The sequence below is a fragment of the Bacillus sp. PK3-037 genome (assembly GCF_054161355.1).
In genome coordinates this window covers 1217335-1234345 of the sequence record NZ_CP096408.1, presented here as the reverse complement: position 1 = coordinate 1234345, position 17011 = coordinate 1217335, and the positions used below count along the sequence as shown (strand labels likewise).

Annotated in this window: 18 protein-coding genes; 3 read left to right on the top strand and 15 right to left on the bottom strand. The window is 45.2% G+C overall.

Annotated elements, in window-relative coordinates; all coding sequences use genetic code 11:
• Positions 1-70: 70 nt before the first annotated feature.
• From ytxJ to M1D69_RS06320, 9 genes are all read right to left on the bottom strand, one after another.
• Entirely contained in the window at positions 71-397 is a 327-nt protein-coding gene (ytxJ, locus tag M1D69_RS06360; protein WP_458104238.1) for a bacillithiol system redox-active protein YtxJ, read from the bottom strand.
• A 24-nt stretch (positions 398-421) separates the two neighbouring features.
• Positions 422-877 (bottom strand): YtxH domain-containing protein, encoded by a 456-nt coding sequence (locus M1D69_RS06355; protein WP_458106188.1) that lies wholly within the window; start codon positions 875-877, stop codon positions 422-424.
• Between the two features lie 30 nt (positions 878-907).
• On the bottom strand, positions 908-1327 hold the full coding sequence (locus tag M1D69_RS06350; RefSeq protein WP_024122518.1) for a DUF948 domain-containing protein: 420 nt from the start codon (positions 1325-1327) through the stop codon (positions 908-910).
• 162 nt (positions 1328-1489) lie between these two features.
• Positions 1490-2788: a UDP-N-acetylmuramate--L-alanine ligase gene (gene murC, locus M1D69_RS06345; protein WP_458104239.1), complete on the bottom strand. Its 1299-nt coding sequence runs from the start codon at positions 2786-2788 to the stop codon at positions 1490-1492.
• Between the two features lie 246 nt (positions 2789-3034).
• Positions 3035-5752, bottom strand: coding sequence for a DNA translocase FtsK (locus M1D69_RS06340; RefSeq protein WP_458104240.1), 2718 nt, complete (start codon positions 5750-5752; stop codon positions 3035-3037).
• Between the two features lie 160 nt (positions 5753-5912).
• The gene (gene ytpR, locus M1D69_RS06335; RefSeq protein WP_458104241.1) at positions 5913-6518 is read right to left on the bottom strand and encodes a YtpR family tRNA-binding protein; all 606 of its coding nucleotides are present in this window, start codon (positions 6516-6518) and stop codon (positions 5913-5915) included.
• A 16-nt stretch (positions 6519-6534) separates the two neighbouring features.
• Positions 6535-7344: a DUF1444 domain-containing protein gene (locus tag M1D69_RS06330; protein ID WP_024122522.1), complete on the bottom strand. Its 810-nt coding sequence runs from the start codon at positions 7342-7344 to the stop codon at positions 6535-6537.
• 15 nt (positions 7345-7359) lie between these two features.
• Positions 7360-7683, bottom strand: a complete 324-nt coding sequence (locus M1D69_RS06325) for a thioredoxin family protein (protein WP_010331513.1) — start codon at positions 7681-7683, stop codon at positions 7360-7362.
• A 39-nt stretch (positions 7684-7722) separates the two neighbouring features.
• Positions 7723-7839: a hypothetical protein gene (locus M1D69_RS06320; protein WP_125825412.1), complete on the bottom strand. Its 117-nt coding sequence runs from the start codon at positions 7837-7839 to the stop codon at positions 7723-7725.
• Between the two features lie 77 nt (positions 7840-7916).
• Here M1D69_RS06320 and M1D69_RS06315 point away from each other — a divergent pair, with 77 nt between their 5' ends.
• Positions 7917-8363, top strand: coding sequence for a YtoQ family protein (locus M1D69_RS06315; RefSeq protein ID WP_024122523.1), 447 nt, complete (start codon positions 7917-7919; stop codon positions 8361-8363).
• A gap of 57 nt (positions 8364-8420) precedes the next feature.
• On the opposite strand, the gene M1D69_RS06310 is transcribed toward M1D69_RS06315, so the two are convergent.
• Positions 8421-9494, bottom strand: coding sequence for a M42 family metallopeptidase (locus M1D69_RS06310; protein WP_024122524.1), 1074 nt, complete (start codon positions 9492-9494; stop codon positions 8421-8423).
• A gap of 157 nt (positions 9495-9651) precedes the next feature.
• Between M1D69_RS06310 and M1D69_RS06305 the strand changes: the two genes are divergently transcribed.
• Positions 9652-9969, top strand: a complete 318-nt coding sequence (locus tag M1D69_RS06305) for a PepSY domain-containing protein (RefSeq protein WP_010331516.1) — start codon at positions 9652-9654, stop codon at positions 9967-9969.
• Between the two features lie 54 nt (positions 9970-10023).
• Here M1D69_RS06305 and M1D69_RS06300 read toward each other — a convergent pair whose 3' ends face one another.
• The 3 genes from M1D69_RS06300 to trmB all read right to left on the bottom strand — a co-directional run bounded on the left by M1D69_RS06300 (position 10024) and on the right by trmB (position 13364).
• Positions 10024-11724 carry an NAD-dependent malic enzyme gene (locus M1D69_RS06300; RefSeq protein ID WP_458104242.1) on the bottom strand — a complete coding sequence of 567 codons (1701 nt, stop codon included), beginning with the start codon at positions 11722-11724 and terminating at the stop codon, positions 10024-10026.
• Positions 11725-11806: 82 nt separating this feature from the next.
• Positions 11807-12652 (bottom strand): YtnP family quorum-quenching lactonase, encoded by an 846-nt coding sequence (locus tag M1D69_RS06295; RefSeq protein WP_458104243.1) that lies wholly within the window; start codon positions 12650-12652, stop codon positions 11807-11809.
• A gap of 70 nt (positions 12653-12722) precedes the next feature.
• On the bottom strand, positions 12723-13364 hold the full coding sequence (gene trmB / locus M1D69_RS06290; protein ID WP_458104244.1) for a tRNA (guanosine(46)-N7)-methyltransferase TrmB: 642 nt from the start codon (positions 13362-13364) through the stop codon (positions 12723-12725).
• Positions 13365-13572: 208 nt separating this feature from the next.
• Here trmB and M1D69_RS06285 point away from each other — a divergent pair, with 208 nt between their 5' ends.
• Entirely contained in the window at positions 13573-13851 is a 279-nt protein-coding gene (locus M1D69_RS06285) for a YtzH-like family protein (protein ID WP_024122528.1), read from the top strand.
• A gap of 3 nt (positions 13852-13854) precedes the next feature.
• On the opposite strand, the gene M1D69_RS06280 is transcribed toward M1D69_RS06285, so the two are convergent.
• Positions 13855-14649 carry a phosphotransferase family protein gene (locus M1D69_RS06280; protein ID WP_458104245.1) on the bottom strand — a complete coding sequence of 265 codons (795 nt, stop codon included), beginning with the start codon at positions 14647-14649 and terminating at the stop codon, positions 13855-13857.
• 181 nt (positions 14650-14830) lie between these two features.
• A complete protein-coding gene (gene pulA / locus M1D69_RS06275; RefSeq protein ID WP_458104246.1) occupies positions 14831-16987 on the bottom strand; it encodes a type I pullulanase in 2157 nt (718 codons plus the stop codon).
• Positions 16988-17011: the final 24 nt, after the last annotated feature.

The window sequence follows — 17011 nt, the reverse complement described above, 5'->3', positions numbered from 1 at the left end:
GATGTGAAGAAAATGATCAATAGTTTTTTCAAAAAAAAAAAAGCGCCAGATCATATCTGGACGCTTTTTTCTAGGACAGATGCTGCTCAATCGCCGCTTCTGTAATTTGTGAATGTGAGGTATGCCACTTTACTTCACCGTTTTGGATCACGAAAACTTGAGGGCTTTCGTGCTTGACTCCGTATGTTTCTGCGATGAAATTTGACAGGGGCCGTGCCTCTTGTACTTGCAGATAGTAAGCCGGCACTTCTTCATGCCGATTTGCAAAGGCATCAAATTCTTGAAATGCGGCTTGGCTGATCGGGCATGTTAAGCTGTGCTTAAAAAACAAGAATGTGCCTTCCTTTTCTGCAATACGCTTAAACTCTTCCTCAGATTGAATTAGCTGTTTTGCCATTAGTCAAGTCTGCTCCTTCCGGGCTCAGCGGTTGATGTGCTCGGCCTGTTTTTGTGCATCATTCAGCTCGTCTTTTACGTCTTCTTTCGTTTGGAGGACTTGATCTTTTGCTTCGTTAGCCGCCTGCATTGCTTCGTTTTTCATATCTTGCATAGCAGATGATGACTCGGTATTTGCAGATTTTGAACGGTCTCTTAAATCTTTGACCTTGTTCATGATCTGTCCTGACTGATCGGCGACAAGCTGTGTGATGTTAGATGTTTTGTCTTTTGCAATGCTGACATATTGTGTGCCTTTTTCTTTTGCGTCTGCCGTCATTTTATCTGTTTTATCCCGCAGAGCAACAGCTTGATTTCCGAGATCGTCTCGTAGTTCTTTCCCAGATTTAGGTGCTAGGAAAAGCGCAGTGGTGGCTCCGATGATTCCTCCGATTAAAGTACCGATTAAAAAATCTTTACTATTAATTCCATCTTTGCTCATCATTATTCCTCCTCAAAGTGTTTTTCTCTCTTAAAGAGCTGATTTCTTTCGCTTCCACTTCTCCCAAATTTCCATTGCTGCCTGGCTCCAGGTGACAACCTGATTGATTTTATCTTGGTTTTCTCTCACTGATGCCGATACAGACCCTGCCGCCTGCTTCATTGATGTATTGAACTGCTGCACAGAGGTTCCCACCCCTTGAACAGCATGAACGACCGTGTTCAGCTTTTCTGATTTTTCCTGAATATCTTCAGCCAAGCGGTTGGTCTTATGTAAAAGCTCGGCAGTTTCAGTGGTAATGCCTTTCATTTGTCCCTCCAGCCCTTCGAGCGTGGATGCAACATGTTTTAATGTCAGCTGCAGTGACTTTAGTGTTTTAGACAAATAGATCACTAAGACGAGAAATGCTACTGCGATTAGCGCAACGCTTAAATAAAGAATGATAATCATCTTAAACCTCCTTGCTGCAGGATATACTGCTGTTTACCCGATTTGTAAAATCATAAACATATCTGTTGGGCTGTATACATATTATTCTCCATTACATTTGAAAAATCCTTTAAGAGGATGTCTCTTCAGATAAATAAAAAGCAGTGAAATCACTGCTTTTTATTATGCCATGACGTTTTCGTAGGCTCTCATATATTTTTGGATATCTCCTGCTCCCATAAAGATGAGAACGGCTTTATCATGGGCTTTTAAAACAGATGTATCATCTTCTGCAATCAGCCTGGCATTATGAATTTTTCCCTGCAGGTCGCCGATCGTCAGCTTACCTGCGTTTTCCCGGGCTGACCCGAAGATGTCGCATAAATACACACAGTCTGCCCCGCTCAGGCTTTCAGCAAATTCATCAAGGAATTGCTGTGTCCGCGTAAATGTATGTGGCTGGAATACCGCAACGATTTCACGATCAGGGTATTTCTGTCTTGCCGCCTCAATCGTCACTTTTATTTCTGTCGGGTGATGAGCGTAGTCATCAATTAACACTTGGTTTCCGAGCTGTTTCTCATTGAATCTGCGTTTGACGCCGCCGAATGATTTGAGGCCATGTTTAATAACGCTGGCGTCAATTTCCTCATAATGGCACAACGCGATGACCGCCAATGAGTTCAATACATTATGATGGCCGTACGCAGGAATATAAAATGTGTCATAGAATGTATTGCGGACAAAGACATCGAAAGTTGTCCCTTCTGTGCTTTTTACGATGTTTCTCGCTTGAAAATCATTTTCTTCTCCTGTGCCGTAATAAACGACAGGCACATTTGCATGGATTTTCGGCAGATACTCATCATCCCCGCAGGCAATAATGCCTTTGTTAACTTGAAGAGCCATTTCCTGAAAAGCGTCAAACACATCGTCAATATTTGAGAAGTAATCAGGATGATCAAAATCAATATTCGTCATAATCGCGTAGTCAGGCTGATAGCTTAAGAAATGGCGGCGGTATTCGCACGCTTCAAATACGAAGTATTCGCTGTTTTCATTTCCTTGGCCTGTTCCGTCCCCGATTAAGAAAGACGTCGGTTTTGCGTTTTGGATGACGTGAGCCAGCAGCCCCGTAGTCGACGTTTTACCGTGCGCACCAGTAACCGCGACACTGGTGAATTTTTTCATGTAATCACCTAAAAACTTATGATAACGAATCACCGGAATTCCATCAGACATGGCTTTTTCAATCTCTGGATGCGTGTCTGGGAATGCGTTTCCGGCGATAACTGTCATGCCGGGTTTGATGTTATCCGCGCTAAAAGGAAGAACAGTGATGTTTCTTTTTTCAAGCGCCGTTTGTGTAAAAATGAATTTTTCGATATCCGATCCTTGGACAGTATATCCATTATCATGAAGTATTTGGGCAAGCGGACTCATACCCGTCCCTTTTATTCCAACAAAATGATAAACAGTCATAATTGTACCTCCAACAAACGTCTATCTGTTCCCCAGTATATGACGTTCATTTCAATTTGCGACCGCGGCGGCTGAAAAGCCGCCTGACGGCGTATCCTTATATTTTTTGTTATGTTCAGTATCCGGTTATTTCTTTCCGATTAAACCTGAATATCACGATTTCTATGCCCATTTGCTGTAAAGCGGCATAGCTGTTAAATGCTCTATCCATTATCATACCATGTTTGCTGTGAAAATGAACCTATATTATTCGTTTATTAAATCACTTGCAGTGATCAGCACCTCTCGAGGCTTGCTTCCTTTCGCCTCAGAGATCATACCTTCCGCTTCCATCATATCAATCAGCCTTGCAGCCCGATTATATCCGATTCTAAATCTTCTTTGCAGGCTTGACGTGCTTGCACTGTTTTGCTCAACAACAAATTCGCACGCCTCATAAAACAGCTCATCCTCTTCCTTTAAGGCAGAGCCTTGTCTGACTAATTCTTCCTGTTCGAATAAATAAGCTGGCGGCAGCTGGTTTCTGACATGGGAAACGACACGGTCAATTTCCCGGTCCGATACAAAGTTGCCTTGAAGACGGACCGGTTTTCCAGAACCGTTCTCTAAAAAGAGCATATCTCCTTTGCCGAGAAGTTTTTCCGCACCAGCCATGTCAATGATTGTTCGGGAATCAACCTGGCTGGAGACAGAAAACGCAATTCTCGTCGGGATATTCGCTTTAATCAGACCGGTAATGACATCGACTGACGGACGCTGAGTCGCGACTAGCAAATGGATTCCGCAGGCTCTTGCTTTTTGAGCAATCCGGGCAATGCTTTCTTCTACATCATTTGGAGCTACCATCATCAAGTCGGCAAGCTCGTCAATGACCACAACTAAATACGGCAATTTTTCGCCCGTTTGGTGATCAGAGGTTAATTGATTAAAACGGTCAATATCGCGAACACCGGAATGGGCAAACAGTTCATAGCGGCGCTCCATTTCCTCAACGACCCATTTTAAAGCAGCTGTAGCCGCTTTGGCGTCGGTAATGACAGGGCTGACGAGATGAGGAATTTTGTTGTAAGGCGCAAGCTCTACCATTTTCGGATCAATCAGCAGCACCTTCACTTCACTCGGATCAGCTTTATAAAGCAGACTCACTAAAATCGTATTGATGCACACGCTTTTTCCCGATCCTGTAGCTCCGGCAATAAGACCGTGCGGCATTTTCTTCAGATCAATGACAACAGGATTCCCCGAAATATCCAATCCAAGTGCTGCCGTAAGCGGTGACTTGCTCGTCCTGAAAGCAGAGCTGCGAATCATTTGGCGCAAATCAACCACCTTGCTCGTGCGGTTCGGCACTTCAATTCCGATCGTGTTTTTCCCCGGAATCGGTGCTTCTATTCGAATATCTCTGGCGGACAGGCTGAGTTTAATGTCATCAGACAGGTTGGTGATTTTATTCACCTTTACACCCGGTTCAGGGTGTACTTCAAATCTTGTGACTGACGGCCCTTGCGTTACATGAACCACATTGGCCCGAACGTTAAAGTTTTTCAAAGTTAAATCAAGCAGCTGACACTGGTTTTCTATCCACGCAGAATCGTCCTGAACTTGTGCTGGCGGCACATCGAGCAGTGCGACATTTGGGAACACATAGCTTCCGCGGCGCTCCCCTGCTTTTTGCTGTTTATGCGCATCGCTTTTCAGCATCATAACATTAAAAGGAACAGACGGTCCCTTCTGAAGTGCTGGACTTCGTTCAGGATTGTCACCCGACTTCTCGGTTCTGTTCTGCTGTTCTGCTGGGGCCGTGCGTCTTTCACCCGCAGAAACTTCTTCCTCCCGGCTTTCATCCGCCGCAGAATGGGATTGAGAATCCTCTTCTGTGCTATGTTCCGGTTCTGGATAGTCATTTATCTGGGCCGCGGTTGCTTCAGGCTGGCTGTTTTCCTCTATCACTTGAGCTGATGCAGCTTCCGGAATGATTTCTTCGTGAGCAGCTGTATGGCTGTCTGACAGTTCCTCTGCTTCTTGCCCGGCATCTGCCACAGTCTCTTCCTCGTATCGTTCATTATGCAAGAAAGGTTTTTCATGCTCATGGAATTCCATTTTTTCTGCTGGGGCTGACATGGTGTCAGCAGTTTCTGGAACAGCTTTTTCACGAACGTTTCCTTCGTTGGCTGACGGCTCTTCTGCCTCAGTTTCAGCACCTGTCACAGCCTCTTCCCAAGATTTTTCTTCGCGCAAGAAAGATTCTTCCTGCTGCATATTCATTTGTTCTGTTTCTTCTGACCTCATCTCAGCATCTTTTGGAGCCATTTTGTCTGACAGCTCCTCTGCGGAGTGCTTTGCCATTGTTTCATTCGTACTTTTTAGGACGCCAGAAGGCTGTTCTTCGAATCGGTCATATGAAAAGAGAGGCTCCTTCTTCTGTTTCTGCGGCGGCCGGTCCTGCATTGGATAGCGTTCGCGTTCGATTTCTTCTGAAAGCAGCGTTACCTTCTCTTCTGCAGGTTCCGGCTTTTTTTGCACACCTTTTTTTTCCGCAGATTGTTTCGGCACGTCCTTTTTCACAGATGGTTTTTGATTAAATCCATATACAGGCGAAGGTATATTTGTCGGTTTAAAAGGTTTCTTGGCCGGCTCTGATTTTTCATATGTATGGTGCTCTTTTTCATTATTTGTGCGGTCTCTGTGCTGAGCAGCGCTAGAACGAGGCTCCGCTTGCGGTTCCTCCGATGGCGGGCGGCGCCTTCTCAAATCATTTTTTTGGTATCCGTCAGGCACAACCGGAAAACGGAACTTGCCTTTAGGATATTCGTAATATATTTTAGGATCTTCCATTCGTTTTAATTGCCCTTCGGAGTGATGCGATTCTGGCTGTTTCGGAATTTGAGCAGGTTTTGTCTGCCGTTCAGCGTCCTCTTCACTCTCTCCTAAAAACAAATCAAAAAATTTATGAAGCCAACTCATAATTCATCTCTAACTCCCTTATAGTTTTCTGGGACGATTTTTAGTATACCACTGCTTGTCGGCCCAGAAAAGATTAAGCTTTCAGCAAAACAAAGCCGCTAAACAAGGGCTTAGCGGCTTTTTTAACATGATTCGATTTTTTCGGCGCGTTTATGGGAGTCTAAAACTGAAACGCGTCTCCAGCCTCATGGTCTCCTTCTAATACAAGGATTCCTTTTTCAGCCGGAGCGGCAGGCAATGCAAGCTCTTTTGCGGAGCAGATCATTCCGCTCGACGGTACGCCCCGAAGCTCAGCATCCTTAATGACGAGTCCGCTCGGCATTACAGCGCCGACTTTGGCAACGACAACGTTTTGACCTTGATCAACATTAGGCGCGCCGCAAACGATCTGAAGCGTTTCATCTCCTACGTTGACTTTACATACGCTTAATTTATCCGCATTCGGATGTTTTTCTTTTGATTCAACATATCCGACAACAAACTTTGGAGATAAATCAACGACTAATGTTTCTTCAATGCTGTTTCTGTTTAGCATTTCATTCACATCTTGAACGAATGTTTCTGAAAGGGCAACAGGGCCGTTTTCATCAATGGTTAAGTATGAAGACGCGTTAAAGATGTTAAAACCCGTCGTTTCATTTGTTTCGCTATTGAAAATTTTGACGACGTCGCCGTGTTTTTCATAGCCTACTTGCTCGCGCGTTACGTCTTTTAGAGAGATCAGAAGTGTATCTCCCACACCTTCTTTATTATAAAAAGCGTTCATAAGTAAAAAATCCTTTCTAATCCTTTTTCGGACGGCTTTTTGCCAAGATAAACACCGGCTCCAGCTTTCCTTCATTGTACAGGAAAGAAAGCGCCGTAATCGGAACGGTGCCGCCTGCAAAGAAGCTCATCGACATTTGTCCTAAAATATCATACCCTGATTCATTCCGAATGTCAGCAAGTATCAGAACGTCCTGATGCGGAACAGAGATCGCAAGCTCACCTTTAGCATTTTGTTTATACTCATTTAAAATCGCTTCGTTCAGAATCCGGCTGGCGTCGTAACCGTCGTTTGCTCTGAAGAAGTAAAAGAGATTGCCGGCAACTGTATCCTCTTTGACAACCGTCGGCAGAGAGCGGAGGTTAAACGCAGCCGTTTCTCTGATCCGCTCCCTTGTCCAGTTTTCTTTCTCAAGCATGCGCTGATCAATTAAACGATAGGTTTTGCCCAGATCAAGAGCATAGTAAATTCTTGTTTCTGCGGTATGATCGTCATAAATAAGCGGGATCTCTTCGCTGGACTTGTCCGGAAAAGAGGTTGAGCGGATGACCGGATAAATGCGGCTTTCCTTCCCGGTTATTTCCTGCGACTTCCCTTCCATAGCTGTCATGGCTTCTGATACATAGTAAACGATCTCGTCAATGGCTTCGTCTTTTTTCAGTTCCCATTTTGCAATAATCGGCGGCAGGTCGAGCGTAATTCCTTTTTTAGTTGTTTCATCCTCAACACGGAGGGTGTCTTTTTCTCTGTCAAATAAAAAGGAGCGATTCTCGTGCTGAAGGCGCTGTTTCAATATGTCTGACAGCTTCCTTGAGGTCATTTTCAAACCGGATATCCTCCTTTACGCTTTTGCGAGAGAGTCAGTTAAAAACTGTTCAATTTCTTCTTTTGTTTTGCGGTCTTTGCTCACAAAACGATTCACTTCTTTTCCTTCATTAAACACAACAAAGCTTGGAATGCCGTAAATCTCCCACTCTGCGCATGTATCAATAAATTTGTCGCGGTCTACATAGTAGTAAGTGAATTCAGGAAAGTCTGCTTCCAATTCCGGAAGAAAAGGTTCTACAAAACGGCAGTCCGGGCACCAGTCGGCAGAAAACATAAATACTGCCCAATCATCCTTTACCGCTTTTTCCAATTCTTGTGTTGTCTCGATTTTTTTCATCAAATATCCCTCCAGTTGTTTATGTTCTTACATGTTAGTTTATCGATACTCGTCCATTTGGATCATACCAAACTGCTTGCGGCAAAACCACTTATATGCAACGAATGAATATGTAAGATAAGCTTTCCCATTATCATTATCATATTTTATTTGCATTATCAAGCACGTTTCGTTTAACATCTTTTACATGAGGGTCAAATTGACAAATGGTCATACATAAGGAGGGATCCAGTTTGGAGTTTATCGTCTATTTAGCCGGAGAAATCCACAGCAATTGGCGTGAGGAAATAAAGGAGAAAACGAAGTCACTGAAGCTGCCGATTACGTTTGTCGGCCCGATGGAGCATCACGACCGTTCAGACAATATCGGTGAAGAAATCATGGGCGCTCAGCCAAACGCTGTCTATAAGGACGACAAGGCTTCTGATATCAATAACTTCAGAACTGCCGTCTTGATGAATAAAGCCGACTTTGTAATCGCCTTGTTTGGCGAAAAGTATAAACAATGGAACACAGCAATGGATGCTTCCTATGCCATCGCAAAAGGCAAACCCTTGATCATCATTCGTCCTGAATCGCTCCACCACCCATTAAAAGAGCTTTCAAACAAAGCGAATATGACTGTTGAAACGGTGAACCAAGCCATTAAAGCACTTTCCTATGTATTTGAAACAAAATAAGAAAAAAGCTTGTCGACATGGCTTACAGCCTTGCTCAACAAGCTTTTTCTTCAGGTTTTACATATTTTCTTTAATTGCTTCAACTGTCTGCTTGTCACAGGCAGTTACGAGCTTTATCAGCATTTCTTTAGCCGCAGCGTAATCATCAATATGGATAATAGACGCATTTGTATGAATGTAGCGGGAGCAGATCCCGATAACTGCTGACGGAACGCCGCTGTTTGAAATATGCACTCTGCCTGCATCTGTTCCGCCGCCGGAAACAAAGTATTGATATGGAATCTGATGCGTTTCAGCCATATCCAGAACAAATTCTCTCATTCCGCGGTGCATGACTGTCGTTCTGTCAAGTATGCGCAGCAAAAAGCCCTTCCCAAGCTGCCCAAACTGCTGTTTATCGCCGCTCATGTCGTTTGCCGGACTGGCGTCAAGCGCGAAGAACAAATCCGGTTTGATCATATGAGACGCTGTCTGCGCGCCTCTTAAGCCGACTTCTTCCTGAACAGTTGCGCCAGCGTAAAGCGTATTTGGCAGTTCTTTTCCTTGCAATTCCTTCAGCAATTCAATGCTCAATCCGCAGCCATACCGGTTATCCCACGCTTTTGATAATATTTTCTTTTCATTCGCCATAATGGTAAACGGGCATACAGGGACAATTTGCTGGCCCGGTTTAATGCCGATTTTGATGGCGTCTTCCTTATCATCCGCTCCGATATCAATCATCATGTTTTTGATATCCATCGGACGGTTTCGCTGAGCATCTGTTAACAGATGCGGCGGTATGCTTGAAATAACCCCCGGAACCGGGCCGTTATCTGTTTGAATTTCCACTCTTTGCGCCAGCAGCACCTGACTCCACCAGCCGCCGAGCGTTTGGAACCTGAGTAATCCGTTATCTGTAATGGATGTCACCATAAATCCGACTTCATCCATATGTCCAGCCACCATGATTTTCGGCGCGTCCTCTCCGCCTTTTCTGACTCCGAAAACACTTCCCAGTCTGTCCTGAACGATATCATCGGCATATTTGGCAAGCTCCTGCTTCATAAACGCGCGGACCTGATGCTCATTGCCCGGCGCTCCAGGAAGCTGCGTCAGTGTTTGGAAAAGCGCTTTCGTTTCTTGATTCATGTTTTCCCCTCATTTCTATGTAGTTCTTTTATTTTATTAGAAAAAATCCTGTTTTCCAAGCACGCTGATTGAATCTGCTCAATGAGCCGCGTATCGCTTAACAGGATTTGGCGGTTTCTGTATAATGAAAGTACGATCAATCAGGAGGTGCTTTATTTTGAAATTGCGTCATCTTCTTTTAGGAGCAGGACTTGGAATTTGTACGGCTGTTGTTGTGAAGCAATATGTGATGAAGCCTTATATTTCTTCAGAAAGAGCGCTTCGTATCGTAAAATCCGCTTTTAAACAGCGGGGGCCGATTGATGGATCATGGATCTACACCCAGCCGGAGCCCTACAATGTGAATGGAGAAACCGTGCAGGTGTACAAGACCGGTGTTACACGGTCAGCTTTCGGAGAACTAGAGCAATATGAAGTAATGGTGGATGCGAAAACGGGGAGAATTGTAGATGTTATCGATACAATCGCGTCTTAACACCGGACAAGCGTAAAATAGGAGCCGCTGCCCATGCAGCGGCTCTTTTTTATATTATATCGCGCGAATTGGTTTGTATACCGGATACCACATCGCGTCCTGCACAGCCTGAATGATGTCCTCAGGCTCTTCAGTGGCCACGCCTTCCTTAATGGCGGTTTTAGCGACTTCAACTGCAACCGTTGCCGATACAGTCCGTAAATCCTCCACCTTCGGAAGCATCGGCGCGCCAGGCACGCCGACATTGACCATACTTGCGATCGCGCGGGCACATGCTTCAAACATGCCATCGGTGATTAATTTTGATTTGGTGACAATCGTTCCAAGCCCAAGACCTGGGAAGACTAGTGCGTTGTTGGCCTGTCCGATATGATATGTCACGCCGTTATATTCCACTGGCGGGAACGGGCTTCCTGTCGTGATAAGCGCACGGCCTTCCGTCCATTCAATTAAATCTTGCGGTTTTGCTTCAGAAAGAGTCGTCGGATTCGACATCGGCAAAATCGCCGGACGTTTTACGTGTGACGCCATTTCTTTGACAATTTCTTCTGTAAAGGCACCGGAAACCGTAGATGTCCCGATCAGGATCGTCGGTTTCGCCTGCCGGACCACTTCAAGAAGATCAATGCCCCCGCCTTCTCCGTTACGCTGATAATCCTTCACTTCATCAGCCGAACGGGCATAAGGCTTTTGGAAATCGAGAAGCTGATCCATATCATCTGTTAACAGCCCGTTCCGGTCTATGCACCAGAATCGCTGGTATGATTCTTCCTCACTCAGCCCTTCGCGCACCAAGGCTTCCCGCAGCTGTTCAGCAATTCCGATTCCTGCCGTCCCCGCTCCGAATATGACGACTCTGTGATCCCTCAGCGGCACTTTAGACGCTTTTGCACAGGATAAGACTGCCGCCAGTGAAACAGCGCCTGTACCTTGGATATCATCATTAAACGTACATATTTTATCTTTATAGCGTTTCAAGATGCTGCGCGCATTTTTCGCTCCGAAGTCCTCCCAGTGGAGCAATGCATTCGGGAATGTCTCTCTCGCAAGTGAGACATATTCATCAATAAATTGGTCATAGCGTTCACCGCGCACTCTGGAATGCTGGTTGCCGACATAAAGCGGGTCGTTCAAGAGGCTCTCTTGATTTGTGCCCGCATCCAAAACGACAGCCAGCACTCTGCTCGGATCAATTCCCGCAGCGGCCGTGTATACCGCAAGTTTGCCAATTGATATCGCGATACCGCCGACTCCCCAGTCTCCGATTCCTAAAATTCCTTCAGCATCGGTTGCGACAATTAAATCGATGGCATCACTTTTGTCTTTAAACTGTTTAAATGCGTCTCTCATGCCTTCCGGGTCATCGATGGACAGATAGAGCCCTCTCGGCTTCCTGTATTCATGGCTGTATCTCTGAATGGCCGTACCTACTGTCGGCGTGTATACAATCGGGAGCATTTCCCCTAAGTGGTCATTTAACAAACGGTAAAACAGCGTTTCATTTCGATCGTGCAGCGCAGTCAAATAAACGTTTTTACTTAAATCATCAGGCTGTGAGGAAAACTGTTCGTACGCTCTTTTTGCCTGTTCATCAATGGTCAATACCTTCGGCGGCAGAAAGCCATTCAATCCGAGCGCTTTTCTTTCCTCGTTTGTAAAAGCAACTCCTTTGTTCAAAAAAGGAACAGAGAGTACTTCAAGGCCTCTTAATGTTGTCTGAATTTCTCCTTCGTTCGTTACTTCAAATTGTTTCACCCTGCCTCTTCCTTTCTGAGCATAATTAGTACTAGGTTTGCTTTATTAGCCGGAAATCATGCAGGGTAAACATGAAAATATGCTATTGTTTCTTTCGTTTGAGTGATTCTGTAATCCTTTCGTCCCCATCCCATTTCAGTGCGCGATATTCGGCATCATGATAAAAAATAAACCATGCGTCTTTTTCCGCTGCATACGCCTGCCACTTTTGCTTTTGCGGTATAGAGGTCATCGGATAATCATCATAAGCCAGTACCCATAATGGATTGCGGTGGGCGTGGGTCGGCATCAAATCCGCCATATGTACCGCGGTTTCACCCGCATCCTCACATACAAGAATACAGTGGCCGTCACTGTGGCCCCCGGTATGATGCAGTGTAACCCCCTCTGTTATCGTGCAAGTGTCTTCAAAGGTCTTCACTTGGCCGGCAACCGCTTCCCAGTTTTCTTTCCAGTAGGTATTTTTCGATCTGATATTCGGATGGCGCATTTCATTCCATTCAATGGCTGATGCATAAATCACTGCATTCGGAAAGACAGAGGTAAGTTGCTCTCCTTCATATTCTGTTAAACCGCATGCATGGTCGAAATGAAGGTGTGTCATAGCAATCACATCTATATCAGCAGCTGTTAATCCGAGCGCCGCTAATGATGTTTTCACATTCGACTCTTGTGTCACGCCATAGTTTCGTTTTTGTTTATCAGTCAGCTTGCCGGACCCAATTCCGGCGTCGACAATGATATTAAGCCCGTCCTTTTGAATCAAAATAGGATCTGTCCTTAGTTCAATCTGGTTTTTTTCATTGACTGGATATTTTTTTGACCATAACGGCTTTGGAACAACGCCGAACATGGCTCCTCCGTCCATGTGAGTCACCCCTCCGTCAAGCCAAGTTATCGTCGTGTTTCCAATTTTCATCGTTTCCATCTTCATCCCCCCTGTCATTATCGTAGCAAACAGCGCATAAAAAAAACAGACTCCTGTGTCAGAGTCTGTTTTACGCTTTCCATTCAACTTCAGCCCGATAGATCGGCTGGCCGAGTGCTGAGAATTTTTCTTCATATTCTGTCATGATGTTATCTTCCATATCGCTGTTATGCAGATCAAGACTGACATATGTCAGCAGCAGACCGTATTCCGAGAAGCTTTTCAGCGAGTACTCAAACAGGCCGCGGTTGTCTGTTTTAAAATGAATTGCTCCGTCTTTCCCCATTACTTCTTCATATTTCTTAAGAAAATGGGAATACGTCAGACGGCGTTTTTCGTGGCGGTTTTTCGGCCAAGGATCAGAAAAGTTCAAGTACACCCGTTTGACTTCACCCGGCTCAAACACGTCTGTCAGCGTGTCCGCGTCTATATTCAAAAGCTTTACATTCGGCGCTTCGCTATCTTTTACTTTTTGGACAGCTGTCACAATGACGCTTTTAAATAACTCAATACCAATATAATTAATGTCAGGATTTTGTTTGGCCATCCCGGAAATAAATTGCCCTTTTCCTGTACCGACCTCAATATGGATCGGATTGCTGTTGCCAAACACTGTATTCCATTTTCCTTTATAATCAGCAGGATTGCTGATGGCAATATCTGCGTTTTCAGCCAAAAAGTCATCAGCCCAAGGCTTGTGGCGCATTCTCATATGATTGACACCTCTATCTATTATTTCGACTAACAACATACCATGAATTAAAAAGACCCGCAAGCTTGTTTTTGAAGGTGCGCCTTTTTAGAGCAGATCACATAAAAAAAGAGGTTCCCATCTGTCGGAACACTCGTGTCTCATGCATAAAACCATCCTGTTTTGAACAATTTAACCCGTAAGATACTGAAGGGATGTGTACCGTTTTATGGGTTTAAATTACGAGAATCAAGTTGATCTATTGAAGGACATTTTGACTGACCATCAATTAGACTGCTGCGGAACAGTCGCAGAGTACGAACAGCTTGAACGTGTGATTAAATCGCTGATGGCAAACACCGAGCTCGATTCACACTTAAAAAACGTGCTGGAAGATGTGTACCGATACAGCCAATCAGGAATATCATCCAAATCCATCGACTCACACATACAAGAGCATCAGAGCAGCTTGTCTCAATGGGTAGAGGAAATGGATTCGTATTCCTGATTATTAAACAATCCGCTTCATCAGCATATGCAGTTCTTCCATTGCATCATGGAATTCTTTATCGTTTCCTTTGGATTTATGCCAGGCAATGAAAGTGATTGTTTCAGATAGCACATACCATGCCATTCTTAGCCGAAGGCCGTCCGTTAACTCAATACCGTACATGCCCAGCCAGCTCTCCCAAGCTGGCTTTTCGACGTAGTGGTACAGCAATGGCCCCAGATCCATCGCCGGATCAGCGATCATGGCGCCGTCCCAGTCAATTAAATACAGCTGGTTGTCTTCAGACAATAACCAGTTATTATGATTGACATCACAATGGCAAACGACTTTCTCACCGAAATGCACTTCATGCAGATGATCTTCTAAATACTTAATCCCTTCTTGAATCAGCGGCGAAGATTGCTGCACAGCAAATACAGCCTGTTTCAACTGAGACAGCAGAGTCCCTGGATTCAGCGGTTCCTTTCCAAGTCTCTTCAGCATGTCCAGCAAGGCTTTTGATGTGTGTATTTTACGAAGCAATTCAGCAACGGACCGTCCGCTCATGTCTCTCGGCTTCAGCTCTCTGCCGGTCATCCAGTGCTGGGCCGTTATGACGTCCCCATTCTCCATCCGTTTTGTCCAAACCAGCTTAGGAACAATGCCTTCGGCGGATAAAACAGCTAAAAAAGGTGAGCTATTACGTTTTAAAAAAAGCTGCTGCCCGTTATGTTTCGCATAATATGCATCTCCTGTAGCTCCTCCGGCGGGGAAGATCTCCCAATCGCTACCTAGTAATTGTCCCAACCAGTTCATATCAATGTTCAACCCATCATTTCTTAAAATATTTTAGAATAAAGGCCTATTCGTCTTCAGTCTATCCAGCGAATGCCTTTTTCGTACGAATCGTATGAAAAATAAAAAAGACAGCTATTGAGAGTCTCATATGCTAATCAATAGCCGTCTTTTAAATTTTAGCGCTATAGCACAAACTTCGTCAAGCAAAACTCGTAAGATCTCGGTCTAAATATAAGATAACCGTTCCGATGCCGTTTACAGCAACCGCTTTCTTGATTTCTTCCGGATCAGCACGAAACCCGTCAGTATCACATAGAAGACGGTAAGCCTTATCTTTCGGCAGCTGCCATGTAACAGAATCAGGGCTGCCATGATGGATGACAATGATTTCTTCCCATTCGTCGATTGCGCCTAGGTTAAACAGCCGGTATACAATAAGGTGCTCTTTGAGAGCCAGACATTCAAGGCAGCGCTGAATATCGGCTGATGACGTAAGCCGGAATGCCGGATGCGCTTTTCTGAGCGAAATCAGCCTGCGGACATAGTCAACATCCTGCTTGAATGTTTCACGCCGCGACCAGTCCAGCTGGTTGATGCTGTCACTGGATTGATAGCTGTTTTCCACCCCCTGCTTCGTCCGGAAAAATTCCTGTCCGCTGTGAATAAACGGCACTCCCTGGGCCAGCAGAATGATTGCAGACGCCAGCTTTTGCCTGGTTCTTTTTCGGCTCTCACTTTCTTGAGGAAGCGCGAGGCTCATTTTATCCCAAAATGTGTGGTTGTCATGCGACTCGACATAATTGATGGACTGGCTCGGCGCAGACACAAGCGGGGCTGCTTCTTTCCATCCGGAAGATCCGGCAATCCCGTGCATGACTGTTTCCGTTTTTTCGCGGTTCCCAAGGGCAAAACCCGCAGCCGCGATATGAAAGGTATTCCCTTTAACAGCGTCACGAAACGAATCATTAAAAAAACCGACGCCCGGCATTTTCGATGCATTCGCCAATGTCGCTTTCTGTTCAGGCGGCAGCGGTGTTGCCAAATCCCAGCCTTCCCCAAAAAGAAGGATTCCGGGCTTTACCTCAGATGCTTTTTCTTTCATATGAAGAACCGTTTCAATATCTAAAATGCCGAGCAGATCAAAGCGGAAGCCGTCGACATCGTATTCCTTCAGCCAATACATGACGCAATCTGTAATGAATTTCCTTGCCATCCGCCTTTCTGAGGCGATGTCATTCCCTACGCCGGTGCCATTTGAAGGCATCCCGAATTGATCATGCCGGAAGAAATAACCGGGCACCGTTTTTTCAAAGGGCGAGTGCTCTCTTTGATATACATGGTTATAAACAACATCCAGAATGACACGCAGGCCATGCTGATGCAGAGTGTGAATCAATTGTTTTACTTCTGTGTTTCTTGTCTGAGGGTCGTGAGGATTGGAGGCATAGCTTCCCTCCGGGGCGAAAAAATGAAGCGGATTATAGCCCCAATTGTAGGCGGCAAGCGGATTTTCTTCATCAACTCCGGCATAATCGTTTAACGGCAAAAGCTCTATATGCGTAACGCCAAGCTCTTTTAAATAATAAAGTCCTGTAGAACTGCCATTTTTCGTTTTGGTGTCCGTTTCAGCAAGCGCCGCATATTTCCCCTTGTTCTTCATACCGCTGTTTTCATGAATGGAGAAGTCTCGGATGTGCATCTCATAAATAATGGCATCAACTGGGTCTGAAAATGGTGTAAGCGAAGGAGCCGAATTTGCTTGATCAGGGCGCAGCACAACACCCTTCTCTCCGTTGACCGTCACAGCTTTTGCATACGGATCAACCGTTTCTGTCCATTCTAAATTGTTGCAAATCCGGTACACATACTCATAACCGTGCAGATCTCCAGCCGCTGTAACGGCGTATACTCCATTTTCCATTCTTGTCATTTGAAGCGTGTGCCCGCTTTTTTCGGGATGTGACAGCTTGACGGCAGCTGACGTCGCAGCAGGCGCCCATACCTTAAATTCAGTATAATCCGAAGTGTAAACAGCTCCGAGCTCTCCGTCATAATAAAATGCAGCATCAAAGGCATCCGTCCTGACAACCGCCCCGATTTGGAGATCCGTTTTTCCGCCGCCGGATGCTTTGACATAATGCGTTTTTCCGAAAGTCACCGGCTGCTCAGCTACACATACATACTTGTATTTCCCTTCTATTTGCCATTCCTGACTGACTGTCAGAGGAATTTCCGCTGTATCTGTCTCAAGCTGAAAAGGCGGCGTAAAGGTATCTTTTTGATCAGCAGAAATCAGAACCGTAATGATATTCATTTCATCGGCATACGCTTCAAAGCTGCGTTGGATACTGACCATCAGAATCTCTCTCCTCCAAAAACG